General features: G+C 59.6%; 13 protein-coding genes. 2 read left to right on the top strand and 11 right to left on the bottom strand.

What is annotated here, in order from left to right:
* Nucleotides 1–350 precede the first annotated feature (350 nt).
* The 6 genes from ACHZCU_RS22385 to ACHZCU_RS22410 all read right to left on the bottom strand — a co-directional run bounded on the left by ACHZCU_RS22385 (nt 351) and on the right by ACHZCU_RS22410 (nt 8,898).
* The gene (locus ACHZCU_RS22385) at nt 351–2,522 is read right to left on the bottom strand and encodes an alpha-glucuronidase family glycosyl hydrolase (RefSeq protein ID WP_319520517.1); all 2,172 of its coding nucleotides are present in this window, start codon (nt 2,520–2,522) and stop codon (nt 351–353) included.
* Between the two features lie 155 nt (nt 2,523–2,677).
* On the bottom strand, nt 2,678–4,345 hold the full coding sequence (locus tag ACHZCU_RS22390; protein WP_394706169.1) for a glycoside hydrolase family 43 protein: 1,668 nt from the start codon (nt 4,343–4,345) through the stop codon (nt 2,678–2,680).
* A gap of 32 nt (nt 4,346–4,377) precedes the next feature.
* The gene (locus tag ACHZCU_RS22395) at nt 4,378–5,460 is read right to left on the bottom strand and encodes a sn-glycerol-3-phosphate ABC transporter ATP-binding protein UgpC (protein WP_319520518.1); all 1,083 of its coding nucleotides are present in this window, start codon (nt 5,458–5,460) and stop codon (nt 4,378–4,380) included.
* Nucleotides 5,461–5,474: 14 nt separating this feature from the next.
* Nucleotides 5,475–6,563, bottom strand: a complete 1,089-nt coding sequence (locus ACHZCU_RS22400) for a carbohydrate ABC transporter permease (RefSeq protein ID WP_394706170.1) — start codon at nt 6,561–6,563, stop codon at nt 5,475–5,477.
* Nucleotides 6,560–7,522, bottom strand: coding sequence for a sugar ABC transporter permease (locus ACHZCU_RS22405; protein ID WP_319520746.1), 963 nt, complete (start codon nt 7,520–7,522; stop codon nt 6,560–6,562). Before ACHZCU_RS22405 ends, ACHZCU_RS22400 begins: the two co-directional genes overlap by 4 nt.
* A gap of 113 nt (nt 7,523–7,635) precedes the next feature.
* Nucleotides 7,636–8,898 carry an ABC transporter substrate-binding protein gene (locus ACHZCU_RS22410; protein WP_319520520.1) on the bottom strand — a complete coding sequence of 421 codons (1,263 nt, stop codon included), beginning with the start codon at nt 8,896–8,898 and terminating at the stop codon, nt 7,636–7,638.
* Between the two features lie 498 nt (nt 8,899–9,396).
* On the opposite strand from ACHZCU_RS22410, the gene ACHZCU_RS22415 reads away from it, so the two are divergent.
* Entirely contained in the window at nt 9,397–10,089 is a 693-nt protein-coding gene (locus tag ACHZCU_RS22415; RefSeq protein WP_319520521.1) for a GntR family transcriptional regulator, read from the top strand.
* A gap of 348 nt (nt 10,090–10,437) precedes the next feature.
* Here ACHZCU_RS22415 and ACHZCU_RS22420 read toward each other — a convergent pair whose 3' ends face one another.
* Together ACHZCU_RS22420 and ACHZCU_RS22425 are read right to left on the bottom strand one after the other, a co-directional pair.
* A complete protein-coding gene (locus ACHZCU_RS22420; protein WP_319520522.1) occupies nt 10,438–10,782 on the bottom strand; it encodes a hypothetical protein in 345 nt (114 codons plus the stop codon).
* A gap of 87 nt (nt 10,783–10,869) precedes the next feature.
* Nucleotides 10,870–11,493: a TetR/AcrR family transcriptional regulator gene (locus ACHZCU_RS22425; protein ID WP_319520523.1), complete on the bottom strand. Its 624-nt coding sequence runs from the start codon at nt 11,491–11,493 to the stop codon at nt 10,870–10,872.
* Nucleotides 11,494–11,753: 260 nt separating this feature from the next.
* Here ACHZCU_RS22425 and ACHZCU_RS22430 point away from each other — a divergent pair, with 260 nt between their 5' ends.
* Nucleotides 11,754–12,518, top strand: coding sequence for an SDR family NAD(P)-dependent oxidoreductase (locus ACHZCU_RS22430; RefSeq protein WP_319520524.1), 765 nt, complete (start codon nt 11,754–11,756; stop codon nt 12,516–12,518).
* Between the two features lie 82 nt (nt 12,519–12,600).
* Here the strand turns inward: ACHZCU_RS22430 and ACHZCU_RS22435 are convergent, their stop codons facing one another.
* The 3 genes from ACHZCU_RS22435 to ACHZCU_RS22445 all read right to left on the bottom strand — a co-directional run bounded on the left by ACHZCU_RS22435 (nt 12,601) and on the right by ACHZCU_RS22445 (nt 17,642).
* Nucleotides 12,601–13,104, bottom strand: coding sequence for an acetone carboxylase subunit gamma (locus ACHZCU_RS22435; RefSeq protein ID WP_319520525.1), 504 nt, complete (start codon nt 13,102–13,104; stop codon nt 12,601–12,603).
* Nucleotides 13,105–13,165: 61 nt separating this feature from the next.
* On the bottom strand, nt 13,166–15,475 hold the full coding sequence (locus tag ACHZCU_RS22440) for a hydantoinase B/oxoprolinase family protein (RefSeq protein ID WP_319520526.1): 2,310 nt from the start codon (nt 15,473–15,475) through the stop codon (nt 13,166–13,168).
* A 22-nt stretch (nt 15,476–15,497) separates the two neighbouring features.
* A complete protein-coding gene (locus ACHZCU_RS22445; RefSeq protein WP_319520747.1) occupies nt 15,498–17,642 on the bottom strand; it encodes a hydantoinase/oxoprolinase family protein in 2,145 nt (714 codons plus the stop codon).
* Between the last annotated feature and the right edge of the window lie 109 nt (nt 17,643–17,751).

Raw genomic sequence — 17,751 nt, forward strand, 5'->3', positions numbered from 1 at the left:
GGAGCAGCACTCACTCCCGGGACTGCTCTCCCTTACCTGACGCAAACACAGACGTCTTTACCAGAGTCTTATGGCAGTTGTGTCCGGATTAGTAAATTTTTACTAATCAGTGTGGGCAGATTGCCGCAGTTTGCGGATATGGGAGCGGTCGCAGCAGGTGAGCCGGAATGCCTTGCAGCAGAGCCGAGCGGCACATGCAAGACGGTCGGACTTGGACTGTCTGCGCCGCTATTCCGAGGAACTCGACAAGGTTCGCATGGATATGAGCGGCGGCAGCCGCGGCTTTGTCGGGGCGCCGGGAGCGCTGCGAAAATAGGGCGCTCCCGTGCGTCGAATGCCGGGCTCGGAAGCTATGCCGGATTTCCCGGCGCGTGGCAGTGATGGATTTCGCGATAATGGGCAAGTGGGTGTGCGGGTGGCTTGTGGCCTTCCGGCAGCGGACGTTGTGCAACGGCACTGAAATAGGCCAGGCAGGCGTCGCGCCACCATTGCGCTTCGCGATGCTGGATCTCAAGGAATGTGCGGATCTGGGCAAAACGCTGACCATCGACATGGGCGCGCTGTTGGTCCCAGGTGCCGATCATGCGCGCTGTTTCCGCAACGCCTGCGTCATAACGCTCGGCAAGTCCCTGCCACAGCGTCTTGCCTGAGGACAGCGGAAAATCCCAGGAAACGTGGTGGAACCAGAGCAGGTAGCGCTCGTCAAGGGCATGGGGATCGGCAAACAGCGCCTGAACTGCGGGGCTATATTGCGCGATTGCGTTGCTGCCGTCGGCAAGGCGATTAAAGCCGATACCGTCTTTATCGGCGCGGTTATAATAGGTCGGGTTCCATTCCGGTCGGTCCAGCTCGCTGACCCAGGGGCCGGGACCATAGTGATGGCCGGTCGCCACCTGATGATGCAGGCCGAAAGGCATCATGTAGTTGACCAGCGTTTCCGGTGAACGCATCATCATGTCGACAATAGTGCTGACAAAGCCGGGCTCACAGGTGAAGGTCATTTTCACCCAGTCTTCGGCAACGCCGGAGGCTGTCGCATCCGGGTCCCACGCCATACGTCCGAAGACATACCAGTTGGCCTGATTGAAGGTGCCGCCGGTCCAGTCCCGGTCAGTGCCGATATTGGCCACCGCCGCGATCCCGGTGACCGGGTGGGGGAAGGTTTTGCCCTTGACGATTTCGCTGACGGTCGAACCCGGCCCGCGCGCATAGGTGTCGAATTTCAGCACCTCTTCGAAGACAGGGCCGAGATAGGCGAGATGGGTTGCCTGGCCGAGATATTCCTTGGTGATCTGGAACTCCATCACCAGCGGTGTTTTTGTGATCTGGCCGAAGATCGGCGAAAACGGCTCGCGCGGCTGGAAATCGATCGGGCCGTTTTTGACCTGCAGGAGAACGTTGTTCCGGAACGTCCCGTCGAGCGGCTTGAATTCATTGAGCGCTTCCGTCGCCCGGTCGGTTCCGGCATCGGACGCGTAGACGAAGGCGCGCCAGATCAGGATACCGCCATGGGGCGCAAGCGCGTCGGCAAGCATATTGGCGCCGTCGGCATGGCTGCGGTCATAGTCTCCGGGGCCCGGCTGGCCTTCGGAATTGGCCTTGACCAGAAAGCCGCCGAAATCCGGGATCCAGCGATAGACCTCGCTTGCCTTGTCCTTCCACCACGCCTGCACCGCCGGATCGGCAGGGTCCGATGTGGCCGTTTCGCCCAAAGCCAAAGGGGATGCGAAATTCACCGAGAGGAAAACCTTCAGGCCATACGGACGGAAAACATCCGCCAGCCTGGCGGCTTTTGCCAGATAGGCATCCGTCAGAATTTCCGGGGCGGCATTCACATTGTTCAACACCGTGCCGTTGATGCCGATAGACGCATTGGCGCGCGCATAGTCGATATAGCGCCGGTTGACGTAATCGGGCAGCGTCCACCAGTCCCAGATTGAAAACCCGGCATAACCGCGTTCGACAGAGCCATCGAGATTGTCCCAATGATTGAGCAGTCTCAGTTCGACCTTGGGTGCGGAACTGATATCGATCCGCACCGGATCACCGCCTGTCTGGATATGACGCAGAAACGCGAAACAGCCATAAAGCACGCCAATATCGGTGTTGGCGGCAATAGCGGTAACGCGCTTGCCCTCATGGATCAGGCTGCGAACGCGATAGCCTTCCTTGCCGAGGTCCGACAATGACAGGTCGAGGTCCGCGATCACAGGCAGGCTGTCGGGCGTTCCGACAAGGACTGCACCGTCGCTGATCCCGCCGTCCTCGCGAACCGGGACACATTTGACCAGCATTGCGAAAAGCGCCCGCTCCAGTTCGTCACGGGCAACGGTCAGGGTCGGACTTTCGGCGCCGAACACGAAAGCGCGGACACAGTCCTCCACGTCTTTCAGACGCGTTTGCGCAAGCGGCAGATAGCGAAGCCAGAGATCATAGCCGTCTTCATCGACAGCGGCTGCGGCGCAGTGCTGGTTGTTCCTGTCAGCTTCCAGTTTGAGCAGGCGCGATAGCAAGGTGTTCATCAGTTTGTACCGTTGGAACCGGATGACGCGGGCGGAATATCGGCCGCTTTCGGCGTCAGCCCTGTTTCAGGGAGCAAGGCCGTCCTGTCCCCGGCGCTTTGCACCGAAGTCAGGCGGGTTTGCTGTGTTCATAAAGCGCGGTGCGGAGGCTCCGCCTATCCGAGCGTTTCGTAGTCGAACCAGTCGAAATCGGCGGCGTGCCCCTGTCCGCTGATGTCGTAGGCTGCCATGCCGACAAAGGCGCCGGTAAAGTTGTTGCCCTCGCCGACACCGGCTTCGTCAGACAGGATGGTCGCATCCAGAACCGGGCCAATCGTCTGCCAGGCGCCGTCGGAGACCCGCCAGCTGAACTGTAGTGCTGCTTCATCGACCTCTGCGCGAAGCTCCACCGGACCGTCCGGCAGTTTTTGCGGTTCGCCGGAGAAGACCGCCTTGCCGAACGGGAAATCGCCGAGTGTCGACATGATCCGCAGCGCACGGCTCCCGTCGTCTTCCCGGGTCACGCTGAGGAAGTGATACTGGCACTGATTGTACCAGCAGATCAGCCCTGCAAAACTCTGGAAGTCCCTTGGTTCATAATGCATACGCGTGGCGGCGCGGTAGCGGTGCGCCGTCTGCCGCCGTGCAAGAAGCGCCTGCTCGAACATGTTTCCCGGTGACTGCCGGCCGTATATGCGCAACTGCCCCGGACTGGCATCGAGCGAAAACAGCCGGTCCGGCTCGGGACTGCGAAGCCACTGAAAAGCAGAGGGTAATGGTCCGGGGGCAAAGCTGGTCCGCACGGCCGTCTCTTCTGCCGCGGCGGCAACAATGCCCGCCGGCCGTGGCGTATGAAGCGATGTCGGATGCTGGCCGCCTTCGGCGAGATAAAGCCAGCCATCGTCGCGCCACTCCACTTTCTGGATCGCCGTTTCACGACCAAGCGGCGAGCGGCGTTGCAACACGTTTGACCCCGGCAGGTCGCGGCGGATATCGGATTGGCCCGCAGAACCGGTAACCGTGATCGGCCGGGAACACAGATGCACCATGTAGGTTTCGCCGGCGGGTGTGTCGACGATATCGGCATGGCCGCAACGCTGCAAAGGCGCGTCCGGCGCAAAGGCCGTGGTCAGGACATGCTTTTGCGGGTGAACCTCATAGGGGCCAAGCAGATCGCGGGAGCGCGCCAGTGTGACGGCATGGTCATAGCCCGTGCCGCCCTCGGCCGTCATCAGATAGTACCAGCCATCCCGGAAATAGAGATGCGGCGCTTCGGTCAGCTTGCGGTCGGTTCCCTTGAAGATGTTGTGGACGGGACCGGTCAGTTTTTTTTCAGCGACGCTGTATTCCTGCAGGACAATCCCGGCAAACTGATCGCCATGGCCGGTCTGACGATGATCCCAGAGCATGTTGACCAGATATTTCCTGCCATCGGGAGCATGAAACAGGGAAGGGTCGAAGCCGCTGGAATTCAGATAGACGCGTTCGGACCACGGGCCGGTAATGGACGGCGCGGTTGTCACATAGTTCGGCGCGTCCTTGAAGCTGCCGGAAAGCCGTTTGACATCCGTGTAGACCAGCCAGAACAGACCATCCGCATAGGTCAGGCATGGCGCCCAGATGCCGCAGCTGTCGGGGTTGCCGCGCATGTCGAGCAAATCGGCGCGGGCGAGGGGGCGGCTGACCAGCGTCCAGTTTGCCAGATCGCGGGAATGGTGGATCTGCACGCCGGGATACCATTCGAAGGTCGACGTGGCGATGTAGTAGTCTTCGCCGACCCGGCAGATGGACGGATCGGGATTGAAACCCGGCAGAATGGGGTTGGTGATCATGTTTTCGTTCATGGGAACACGGCCTTGCGGTTGGGCGTCACGGGTCATCGGATGGCCTGTTCGTTGGTATCGAAGAGATGCCAGGCGTGCGCCTTGGGCCGCACGACAAGCACATCGCCACGTTGCGTCTTGAACTGGCCGGGCTTGTGCAGCAGGATTTCCGTGCCGTCGGCGAGGGTGCCGTGCAGATAGGTATCGCGGCCATGCTGTTCCGCGACGGAAACGGAAAACTGCCAGCCCTCGCTGTTGTCATCGACGACTTCAAGATCCTCCGGGCGAATACCGAGACTGACGGACTGGCCATCCTGCACCGGCAATCCCTTGCTCGCCAGTGAAATCTTTCCGAGCTTTTCGGATGCAAAGACCAGTTCACTGTCGCCCTTCAGGGCGATCTGACCCTCCAGAAAGTTCATCCGGGGCGAGCCGATAAAGCCGGCGACGAACTTGTTGTCGGGGTGGTTGTAAAGCTCCAGCGGGGCGCCGACCTGCTCGATATTGCCCTTGCGCAGCACCACGATCTTGTCTGCCATGGTCATGGCTTCGATCTGGTCGTGGGTCACGTAGATCATCGTGTTGCCGAGCCGTTCATGCAGGGCGTTGATCTCGAACCGCATGACCACGCGCAACTCGGCATCGAGGTTGGAGAGCGGCTCGTCGAACAGAAAGATTTTCGGCTCACGCACGATCGAGCGGCCGATGGCCACGCGCTGCCGCTGGCCGCCGGAAAGCTGTGTCGGACGGCGGTTCAGCAATTCGTCGATCTGCAGCAATACGGAGGCCGCCTGGATGCGCTTTTCAATTTCGGCTTTCGCCATGCCGATGTTTTCCAGCCCGAAGCTGAGGTTCTGGCGGACCGTCATATGCGGATAGAGCGCATAGGACTGGAACACCATCGACACGCCACGATCGGCCGCCGGCGTGCGGACCACGCTTTTTTCATCGATCAGAATGTCGCCGGTGGTCGCCGTTTCCAGACCGGCGATCATGCGCAACAGGGTGGACTTGCCGCACCCCGACGGGCCGACGAAAACAACGAACTCGCCGTCTTCGATATCGAGATTGACATTGGGAATAACCTCGACGGAACCGAAGGTCTTGTTGAGATTTCTGAGTTTGAGATTAGCCATGGGAGGTAACCTTCTTATTTGACGCCCGACGAAGCGATGCCGGCGGTGATGTAACGCTGCAGGAACAGGAAGGCACAGGCCAGCGGAAGTGCCGTGAGCGTCGTCATTGCAAGCAGCAGATGCCAGACAATGCCGTTTTCGGTCTGGAAGCCGGCAAGGGCGAGCTGCAATGTGTGAACTTCAGGACGGTTGAGAACGATCAGGGGCAGCAGGAAGTCGTTCCAGCGGCTCATCACGGAGAACACAGCCACAACAGCCAGAGCCGGCGTTGCAAGCGGCAACACGATCCGCCAGTAAATCTGCCATTCCGAAGCATGGTCCATGCGGGCCGCTTCCAGAAGCTCGTCGGGAATGGTCAGCATGTACTGGCGCAGCAGGAACACGCCCGTCGGCGTTGCCACCGTCGGCAGAATGACACCCCAGAGATTATTGACCAGCCCGAGTTCCGACACGATCAGATAGGTCGGCACAAGGATCACGGTCGGTGGCACCATCAAGGTTGCGATAATGGCCACCAGCGCGACCGTCGAGCCGGTGAACTTGTATTTCGAAAGCGCAAACGCCGCCATGGAGTTCATGATCAGGGTAATGATCGTCGCCACGACCGTGATAAAGGCGGAGTTGTAGATATTCAGCCAGATATTGCCGCCGGAAGTTTCGAGCAGTTCGCTGTAATTCTCGAAGGCAAGATGAAACTGCCTGACCGGCGTGGCGTCATTGACGTCCACGGTTACCCGGCCTGCTTCCGGATTTGCCGGGTCAACCATCTGCGCCCGGATGCCGATGCGCCTCAGCTGCGCCATCGGCGTGACCGAACCATCCTCCTGCGTCACATTGAAGAGCGGCAGCGGCTCGTCATATCCATCGACCTCGATGGTCTGAACGGTCTGCGGCAGCAGCGTCGGCGGATATTCGGAAAGGTTGGCGGGGGCCTTGAAGGACGAGATCAGCACCCAGAGCACGGGCAGGAGCATGACCACGACACCGAGCAGCAGGTAGCCATAGGTGACATAATCGCCCCAGGTTGCCTTGATGCCTCCCTGCTTGCGGGTCAGGAACGGAATGATACCGCGACGGTTTTGGGAAGAAGCGTTCATGATCATTTCCTGTCTCCCGACAGCTTCATCTGCACCAGTGTGAAGACGAGGAGAGCCGCGCCGAGAAGCAGCGATGCAGCTGCTGCAAGGCCGTAATTGCGCGGCTGCGCGGCAAAGCCCGTTTCATAGATATACTGAACCAGAAGCATGGTCGCAGAACCGGGGCCGCCCCCTGTCAGCACATAGATTTCATCAAAGGTCTGGACCGAACGGATAACCGCGAGAATGAAGACCACCAGCAGAACCGGCTTGAGCATCGGCACTGTGATGCGTGTGAAAACCCGCCACGGCGAGGCCCTGTCCATTTTTGCGGCTTCATAGACATCCTGCGGTATCGACTGCAGGCCGGCCAGGAGAATGATCATGAAGAAGCCCGAATGCGCCCAGACGGTCACGAAGATTGCCCAGAAAAATGCCCAGTTTGAATCTGCCAGCCATGAGTAGCGCTCAAATCCGAACAGCCCCAGAACCCCGTTCAGAATGCCGTTTCTCTGCAGGATCCACTGCCATGTCAGCGCCACGACGACGGGAGAGAGCATGACCGGGAAGAAGAACACGCCCCTGAAGAAGCCGCGCGCCCTGATCTTGCCATTCAGCGCCACGGCGGTGATCAGCGCCACGCCCATCATGAAGACGACCTGCAGCGGCACAAACATGAGCAGGTTGCCAAGCGCGCGCCAGAACAGGTCACGCGAGCAGCTCGAGGGATCGAGATAGTTCTGGCAATCCAGCAGCGTTGCGTAGTTCGCACCGCCGACAAAATGCCGCTCGCTCAGGAACAGATTGTCACTGCCGGTGACCGAATAATAAATATTGATGAAGACCGGCAGCAGCGAGAAGAACAGAACACTCGCCATGTTCGGCGTCAGAAACACCCAGGGCAGCCTTTTGACGCCGATGACCTTCTGAAGCCATTTCCAGAGAGGGTCGACGGCCCGGGCAGGCAATGACGCCACTGTTCCCAGCACGGTCGAAATCGTACCACTTGCCACAATATCACCTTTAGAGATTGGCGCTGACTGAGCATGACGGACAGCATCCGTCACGCTGTTTCAGTATTGACCTTGGCGGGGACCGATCAGTTTTGCGCTGCCGAGATCGCCAGCCGGACGTCCTGATCAATGCGCTCCAGCGCGGTGTCGATATCCATTTCGTTGTTCAGAACCTGGCTGATGCGCGTCGTCATCGAATTCATCATCGCCCGCTCGAAGGTCCAGCCCTGGAAACGATAGGCGGTCGGCGACATCTTCGGGATCTGGTTGATGAAGGTCGAAAGCCCGTTCTGGACCTTCTCGGAGACACCCGGATATTCAATGCCGGATTCAACCATCGACTGCGCGGTGGGAATATTGACGGCTGCCGCGATCATCGTCCGCAGGTTCTCGTCCCGCGCCGCGAAATTGAGGAACTTGCCGACCAGTTCCGGCTCGTCCGTATGTTTGAAGCCGGCAAGAGCTCCACCGCCGGGCATGGCCGAGCAGGCGGCAACGCCGCATGGCGCGTTGATAACTTCCCAGTCGAAGAAATCGCCGACTTCCTCATCAAGGCGTCGCAGCTGCCAGGAGCCGCCATAGTAGAGAACCGTCGTGGCGTTGACGAAATCGGTGAAATTGTCGCGCATGGTCGCGCCGCCGACGGCGCCCCACAGGTCCATCGGCATGGTGCCGTCGCGGTGCCACTCGACGAATTGCTCGATGGCGTTGCGCAGCCCCTCGTCGATAACCGGCATTCCCTCCTCGTCGACAAGCTCTGCGCCGTAGGAAATCGCCATGGCGGCGAAACGATGCCCGGAGCGATCCATCTCGACGGGGAAATCGGTATAGGTTGCTTCGGCGACTTCGTGCGCTGCCGCACCCCAGTCTGCCCAGGTCGCATCGGCACCCGGAAGCGCGACGCCGGCCTGTTCGAACAATGTCTTGTTCACGAAACCGCCGGTCACCGTGATCGAATCCGGCAGGCCGTAAATGGCGTTCGGGTCGGAACCCTCACCGCGCATCCAGTCAAGTACCATACCAAACTGTTTCTCGAAATAGTCCTGATCGACGTAGGGCGTCAGATCCAGATAATACTCGGACATGCCACCAAAATCGGTCACAACGGAGATGTCGGGGCCGCCACCCGACGCGAGCTGTACCGGCAGGCTTTCGGCGACGGACTGATAGCTGACAACCTCAAGATTGATGGTCGTTCCCGGATTTTCCGCTTCAAATGCCTCGATGACCGGCTCGAGAAAATGGTCCAGCGCCTGAACGGTGATTTCCTGAGCGCTTGCGCCCGTTGCAAGGGCAAGGGTCGCAACAGTGGCTGCGAACGCCGTAAGGCGCCGTTTGTGGCAATTCATTATCTAACCTCCCGAAGATTATAACTGACTGACAAGGTCAAGTGATGGAGAAAAACTACCATACAATTTTCCCATGTCAACGATCATGCTCGCCCGTCCTGGGGTCTCGGAATCGTATGTTTATGGGCGATGATTTCGTCATTTTTTCCTTTCTGATCGCGACATCGGAGTATTATTTTTGGAATTCAGGCACATAATTTGTTATTATGCGCTAGTTTTTTGAATATTATAATTTTTTAAATTGATATTTAAATTTGTTATGATGAGATTTGTATTTTAAAATATGTAATGTTTGGATTTTGTATTTAATTTCGATTGTGAGGAGGGTGAGTGTCCGTTTTCAGGCAGAGTCCGCCAACGTCAAAAAAACAACGGTTTGGACTAACGTAACGGCTAAAATCCCCAGAATTGGCTTATTTAGTATGGTAAATTTGAGTCTGGTAGTGGTATGGTTGCCCGTCGGCATTGGAATGGTAATGTTAGGGGATGGCGGAAGACATGACGGAAGCAAACCTTGATTTTCTGGGGCCTGTGGATTTCACCCAGCCCATCGTTCCGCAGGTGCACCGAAAGCTGCGCAACGCCATCATCCGCAACTATCTTGTGCCGGGGCGCCGGGTCTCGGAAGCCGGCGTTGCCGAGGCTCTCAAGGTTTCCCGTCAGCCGGTGCGCGAAACCTTTATCAGGCTGGCGGACCAGGGCATGCTCGATATCCGTCCGAAGAGCGGCAGCAGCGTACCGCAGATTTCGATTTCGAAAGTCGTCCAGATTCAGGCGATTAGGGAAGCGCTTGAGGCTGATATCGCGCGCGCGGCGGCGCGGTTGATGGCAAAACGCCAGATCGACGAACTATACCGCCAACTGGAAGACCAGTCCGCCGAGGAGGCGCGCATACCTTCCAGGTTCATGGAGCTGGATGATCTTTTTCACAAGACGCTGGCCCAGGGCGCGGACCTGCCTTTTGCCTGGAGTGTTATCGAGATGCAGAAGGCGCAGCTTGACCGCGTTCGCTTTCTGGCTCTCAACGAGATGATGTCGAATGCGCTGAAAGAACAGCATGCGTCCATTGTCGAAGCGATCGCCGCCCACAATCCGGATCGCGCCGAAATGGAAATGCGGGCGCATTTGCGGAATGTCCTGCGCGACCTGCCCGTCATCGCCCGCAGAAACAGCAGCTACTTTACCGACTGACCCAGTGCCGCTGCCTGCGACGGGATATCGGCCCTGCTGTTTGGGGCAGGGCGTCAGTCGGAACCGAGGCTGAGCTTGAAAGGCTGAAGGTGCAAGTTGCAGCGGAGGAATGGCAGCCTGAGCGCTGATTTTGAACAAGGTCTGTTGAAGGAAGGCTTTCGGCCTTGAGCCGGAATCCAATAAGGGCCAAGTCCTTGCGCGCAAAGACTCTTTCTGGAGGCGCACAACAAGCGGCCCTGGATACCGGCTCAAGGCCGGTATGACGAAAGAAGCTGGGGCGACTTTGTCAGCAGTCTGAGGAAGGCTTTCGGCCTTCCATGTGCTTTCAACCGGCGTGGCAGCCCGTTGTCAGTAGTTCAGGTCGAAGCTGGGGCAATAGGGCGCGAGCGCTTCGCGGTAATTGCGGCTCGCCGTCTGAAAGGCGCCTGTCGCCATGGGGTGCTGCGGATCTCCCGTCTCGAATTCCTGCGCTTCTTCTGCCACGGCGATCAGATCATCGACGGTCGGCGTCACGTTTGCGGGAAGGGTCGGCTGCACGTCTGCCAATGCGGCAGTGGCCTCGTCGAGCGGTGCCTTGCCAATCATGGAGATTTCCAGCTTTGACATCGCCATGATAACGGCCAGGCATTGGTCCTCGCTCATGCCGTTGTTCGCAGAGGACGTGGTGGCGCCGGCGAGAAGGGCCGTGGACATAATGGCTATCAAAGCATTTCGCCGCATTGCTAATCTCCCTTGAAATACAATAGCATCGGCGGAATTGGCCATGCTCGTGCCTCGATGTCAACAGCCGCGTCGTTCGCGTTCGATCTCCGTGAGATAGGCGGTCAGAACGCGTGGAACCTCCCGCATGTAGTAGGCCAGTTGCTCCGGCTCGAGCACATAGGCGACATGCAGGGTGCCTGCGGCTATCGCATGCAGCATCGCCGCATGGCGCTCCAGTGCCGCCGTCGACAGGTCCGGCAAACGGGCCGCCAGCATGCGCCTGACCTCCTCGATGAAACCCGCTTCTTCTGCCGGCGTGCGCTTGCCGTGCATCAACGGGAAGAAATCGGGGTGTCGCCTTGCGTAGTCGAGATAGGGCGAAATGAGGCGCTGGATCGCAGCGTCGACTGACAGGTTCCGCCAGGTCTCCTCGGGAACGGCATTCAGTTCGGCCTTGATATGCTCGATGCGTGCATTGTGCCGCGCCGCCAGCGCTTCGAGCACGCCGGCCTGATCCGGAAAGAAATGGTAGAGAGAGCCAATCGAGGTCGATGCCCGACGGGCGATGCCGTGCATCGTCAGCGCGGGCAGGCCGTTTTCCGCGATGATCCCGGCTGCTGCGTCAAGGATGGCCTCAACCCGCGCCTGGCCACGCAGCTGCATCGGCGTGCGCGGGGTTCCGCGCGGAGCATCTTCCGACAATGACTTCCCTTCATGCGCCTGAGACAAGAGGCCCTCCTTTACCACATCACAGATCAGACCGATGGCAAATCGATAAACTAGACACTTTTGTCTAATACTATTAGAAGCAGACGAAGGCGTCTAGTTTGAGTGATGTGGACGTCAGATGCGTTGTCGAGAGCGCGAAAGTCAGACTGAAAGCGGTTCCCGAAGCCGGAGCTCTCCAGGATATGCCTTGCCGACCAACGGCCTTCAGGGACCGGGAAAAACAGGAGAAATTCATGGGAAGACTGGACAACAAGGTCGTGTTCATCACCGGAACCGCCGGTGGTCAGGGACGCGCTGCCGCGCTCTTGTTTGCGAAAGAAGGCGCGCATGTCATTGGTTGCGACCTGAAAGAAAAGGAAGCGGCCGAGACGGTTGAAATGGTCCGCGCGCAGGGCGGAAAGATGGACTCTTCCATCGTCAATCTGACCGATTCCGATGCCGTGACGCGCTGGATCGAGGATGGTATCGCAGCCGCCGGGAGGATCGACGTTCTCTACAATAATGCCGGCAATCCGCGGATGAGCCCGTTTGGAGAAATGTCGTGGGAAGACTGGTCCCACACGCTCCGCATGGAACTCGACACCGTGTTTTACGCAACCCGTGCTGCGTGGAACCACTTTGTCGCGCAAGGCGGCGGGAATATCATCAACACGGCTTCGGTGATCGGCCATCGCGGCTATGGCGCAACCGGCCAGGCCGCTCATGCCGCGGCCAAGGGCGGCGTGCTTGCTCTGACACGGCAACTGGCGGCTGAAGGCGCATCGCACAAGATCCGCGTGAATTCGATTTCTCCCGGTACGGTCATGACGCCGGCCCTCGGCGTTCTCACGCAAGAACAGCTCGTCGAGATGAACGACATGCAGCCGATCGGACGAGCCGGCCAGCCCGACGATATCGCAAATTGCGCGCTCTATCTGGCCTCCGACGAGTCGGAGTGGGTCACAGGGGCCGACTTCATCATCGACGGCGGTATCAGCCAGATCCTCTCGACCTCGTGACAGAAAACGGCGCGCAGCTTTCGCTGCGCGCCGCAGACTGCTGACAAAACGCGTCCCGCGTTATTTCTGGCCGGCTTCCCGGTCAGGCGGCGCGCTCCGGCACCTCAAGCCCCAGCCATTCGGTGTAGAAGGCGTCGATGTCCGGTTCGAAGTCGTGGATCACCGGATACCATGGCGTCGGCGCTTCGACGTCGAGCAGATCGCCCGAGATCGGGCAGTAATATTCCCGGATGACCTGCCAGTCGGAGGAGGGCGCCATCAGTTTGGGATAGATTTCCTCCATGTCGGCTGCGGTTTCGCGCACCCGCATCACGGCATGAAGCTTCCAGTTTTCGCGCCAGTCGCAGAACTCGTGGCCGGCATGGGATTTGACCACCCATTTCTTGTCCGATGGCCGCTGGACGATATAGAGCTTCGGCCCCAGCGGCAGGATGATCCGATCATCCCACGGCACCTGTTCCTGCAGGATTTCGATATATTTGACGAAGCGGTCCCCGTCCTTGGGTGTCGACAGCATCGTCTGCAGCGTGTCGCGGTCAATCTTGCCGTCGACCAGGTCTTTGATCTTTGCCTTGGTGTAAGCCATTGTCTTTCTCCTGAATAAAAAGGGGTGCCGCGAAGACAGGCGGGGGCGGCACCCTGCGGGATCATTCCTCGACGAACTGGACGGTTTTCACATCCGGCAGATCGGAAAGATCCATCGAATATTCGCGGCCATAGGAGGGGATCGGCAGATCCGCTTCCAGCAGCTTCCAATCGTCGGGCAGATCCCAGAACTTGCGGAAGCCCTCTTCCCATTTCGGGCCGAGCTTGAAGCTGGCGGCAAACATCTGCTGGACATGGGTGCCCGCATCCTTGGCCAGAATGCGTTCCCGCTCGCCGGCCATCCAGTCGCGGGTCGGCTTCGCCTTTGCCAGCCGATCCTTGCGGATCTTCGCACGCAGGCTTTCCGTTCCGGCCGCATCGGCGGCAAACAGGCCGTCGGCGCCCTTTGTCAGCACCACGCCATAGACGGTCTCGGCGAAGCGTTCGAGCAGGTATCCGCCGTTGACGTCCTCGGCCACGGCCGCAGCGTCACGGTCGAGCGGATCGCCGAAGCCCGGCCCGCCACGCATATAGTTGAGGTAGAGGTCGTAGTCCTTGAACATCTCCTCGGTGGTGATCGCCTGCTTGTCGCGCTTGATGCCGTCGGGATTGACGAGCGCGTCAAAGGTCGGGTGTTCCGGGTCGGCATCGCCGCCGAAGGGGATCGGGTCGCCATTGGCGATCTTTTCCTTCAGCCCGGTGTCATGGGCTGCAAAGCGATAGCCGGATGCCGCCGGATAGCCGCCCATCAGCCCCCAGTCGGAGCTGATATGGCCGTTGCCCATGAAGAACATCGTCCAGTCCTTGGCGTTCCAGACCATGCGCAGCGATTCAAAGCCGCCGCCGCCGCGATACTTGCCCGCACCGCCGGAGCTGGCCTTGACCTGGCGTCCGAGATAGACCAGCGGTTCCGCCAGTTCCCAGATTTCCATGTCGCCCATATCGCCTTCCGGGTTCCAGATGGCGGCGGCATGGCTGATGCCGTCGGCAACCGCCGATGCGCCGACGCCGTTGGCTGCGCATTCGAACGAGTTCACCGCATGAATTTCGTCATACTGGTTGAACCCGCCGCCCTGCAGCCAGTTCGAGGTGTTGGCATTGCCGGCATTGACCTCTTCGAGATAGCCGCGGCCGAAATAGGAACGCGACAGGCCGCGCCACAGCGCCGTCCATGAACTGACGAGGAAGTGCCAGCTATAGGCAAAGGCCACGCGCCGGTCGTCCGGGTTCATCCATGTGCCCTTCGGCAGGCGGAATTCGGTTCCGTAGGCCGCGCCGTCATTGATCATCTCGGTCGGGATCAGCGTCTGCGTCATCATCACCCAGATGCCCGAGGTAAACGACACCGAATGGGCGTTATAGGTATGCCAGCCCCATCGGCTCGAGCCCTCGAAATCGAGACGCCATGTGCCGTCGGGCCGGATCGTCATTTCCGATGGCGTATGCATGATCGTGTCGACCTTGGCGAAATCCGACGGCACCCGCACATCCTCATGCGCATAGGGCACGTCGACAAAGCCGACCTGACGGTAGACGCCGGGAATGGTCATCGCCTTGATGCGGTTCTGTAGGCCGACCCGGCCATGCTCGACCGCCTCATAGGCGAATTTCCAGTAGGACTCGATGCCTTCCTCGGCGATCACTTCCTCGACCAGTTTGCGGATCATGTGGCAACCGGCAACGCGGGTGCGTTCATCCAGCATCCAGTAGCGCGTGGTGCGCACCGCGCGCTGGCTTTCATGCAGCCAGTCGCGTTTCAGCTCGTCGTTTTCGCCGATCTTGCGGCAGGTGACGGAATAGCCGTCGCCGAAGCGCTGCACCTGTCCGGTGGTCATGGAACCCGGGCCGACAGCGCCGGTATCGATGACGTGGGTGACGCCGCCGACCCAGCCGATCAGCTCGCCCTCATGGAAAATCGGGACGATGGTATGGATATCGCAGGGGTGCACGTTTCCGATCAGGGAATCATTGTTGCAGAAGATATCCTTGTCGTTGATGCCCGGATTACCCTCCCAGTCATTCTCGATCATGTATTTGATCGCCGCACCCATGGTGCCGACATGGATGATGATCCCCGTCGAGGTCAGAATGCTGTCGCCGGCGGCATTATAGAGGGTGAAGCACAGTTCGCCCTCCTGTTCCACGATCGGCGAGGCGGCAATCTTCTTGGCTGTTTCGCGGGCATCGACAACGCCGGCGCGCAGGCGCGAGAACAGCTTGTTGTAGAGGATCGGGCTTTCCTTGTGCAGTTCCCTTTCCTTCAGCCCGGCATAATGGCCGCTGGCCTTGGTCTTGGCCATGATCTCGTCGCGGTGCTGTTTCAGCGTCTGGCCGCCGCGAACGATGCCTTTGATTTTGCTTTGCATATTCATTGTAAATCTCCTCCCTTGGCTGTCACACTTCTTTCAGGTGAAACAGCCGGTGGCCGTCGAGCCAGGTTTCGAAACCGTCCGGAACGACAAAGGTCGTGGCGTCGGATTCGATGATGGCGGGACCGGTGACATGATTGCCGGGCGTCAGGCGCTCCATCTGGTAGAGCTGTGCATCGACCCATTTGCCCTTGCGGTAGAATTTGCGGGTGCCCAGCATGGCCTCCTTCGCCGGCGTCGGGCTGCCTTCTTCTTCCTTGGGGATGTTGGGTTTGGGGATCGGAACCGTGCCGCGCATGATTGCCCCGGTGATGGAGTAACCCAGTTCCGGCGAGCGGGCCGAAGCCGCATAGACCCGGCCGTAGGTGTCGTTGAAGACGTCGACAAGCTTGTCCCAGTCCGCCGCGGTCGTGGCGGTATTGATCGGGCTTTCGATCTCCAGATCGTTGAGCTGACCGCGATACTGCATCCTGAAACCGGGCTGCAGCTGCACCTGATCGCGCGAATAGCCGTTCAGCTCGAACTCCTCGAGCACGCGTTCGGCCAGCTCGTGCCAGGCATCGTTAAGCGTTCTGGCTTCGATTTCCTTGGCCTCGTCGTGGGCATTCTCGGCGATGTTGACGTCGAGCGACTTGTCGTAGCGGTATTCGAAATCCGCCGCGGCACAGCCGAAGGCCGAAAAACCCGCTGCCCAGGCCGGAACGATCACATCCTCGAAGCCCAGCCCTTCAGTGTAACCATAGGTGTGGACCGGGCCCGCACCGCCATAGCTGAAGCAGGTGAAGGAGGACGGCGAATAGCCCTTGCCCGAAATCATCGAGCGCAGGTAGTCGCGAAGATCGCTGTCCAGAAGTTCGATGACGCCGGCGGCTGCTTCTTCGACGCTCAGGCCGAGCGGATCGGCAATCTGCTCCTTCATTGCGTCATAGGCGCGCTGCCGGTCGAGCTTGACCTGGCCGCCGAGGAAATTGTCCGGGTTCAGATAGCCGAGAATGACGTGGCAGTCGGAAATCGTCACCGTGTCGATGCCCGACTCCGCCCAGCAGACGCCGACGCGGTAACCCGCCGAATCCGGCCCCAGCTTGATCGCCTTGGTATAGGGGTCGAGCCGGATGAAGGAGCCGGCGCCGGCACCAACCGAATCCAGCCCCACCAGCGGCAGCGACAGCACAAGGCGGGCCATGTCCGGGTCGTTCTGGATGGTCAGTTCGCCCTGGGTGATCAGCGCGACATCGAAGGAGGTTCCGCCGATATCGGAGCAGGCGATGTTCTTGTAGCCCAGCACCTCGCCGAGATATTTGGCGCCGATCACGCCGCCGATGGGACCGGAAACGATGGTGCGCGCCAGTTCCTTGGCCTTCCACGAAATCGTACCGCCATGGGTGGCCATCACCCGGAAATCGAATCTGGAGCCGTTATCCTTGAATTCCGTCGAAATCCTGCGGAGCGTCTGGCGCGACGGCTCGGCGGCGAAAGCCTCGAGGATCGTGGTATTGGTGCGGTGGGTTTCCTTGCGCACCGGATAATAATCGGTCGAGGCGAAAACCGGGATGGTCTTGCCCGCCTTTTCAATCTCCTCGGCCACGATATCGCGGACCCGGCGCTCATGTCCGGGGTTCTTGTAGCTGTGCAGCAGCGAAATCACGATGCCTTCGACATCCTGCGCGATAAGTTCCTTCGCCGCCTGACGCGCGGTTTCCTCACGCAGCGGAATAACCACATCGCCAAACATATCGACGCGCTCCATCACGCCGCGCGTCAGCTGACGCGGCACCAGCGGCTCGTCGTAATAATGAGTGTTGAGATGGATGCGGTCTTCATAGGCCATGCCCAGATAGGCCTGGCAGCCGCGGCCCATGCGGTGAAAATCCTCCATGCCCGCATTGACGATCAGGCCGGTCTTCAGGCCCTTGCGCTGGACCACGCGGTTCAGCATCGCCGTGCCGGAATAGACCCCGGTCTGGATCGAGCCGAGCGCATCCTCAAGCGACAGGCCCCAGTGCTCCAGCCCTTCACGGCTGGATTCGAGCAGGCCGCGCGCTTCGTTGTCGGGCGTCGACTGCGCCTTGCCGACAACGAAATCCCCGTCGGCATCGACGAAGAACGTATCGGTCATCGTTCCGCCCGCATCGATGCCAAGCACCTGCACGGAACGGCTGTTTTTCTCCATTATCGTCACGAAAAACTCCTCCCATTTGTTACGGCCATCCCGAGACGGGAAGGCCACAAACAGGAGGATGCATCTTTTGCCAAAACAGAAAGTGTCCGGTTTTCAGCCA

The organism is uncultured Martelella sp., assembly GCF_963677965.2.
Classification (GTDB): Bacteria; Pseudomonadota; Alphaproteobacteria; order Rhizobiales; family Rhizobiaceae; genus Martelella; species Martelella mangrovi.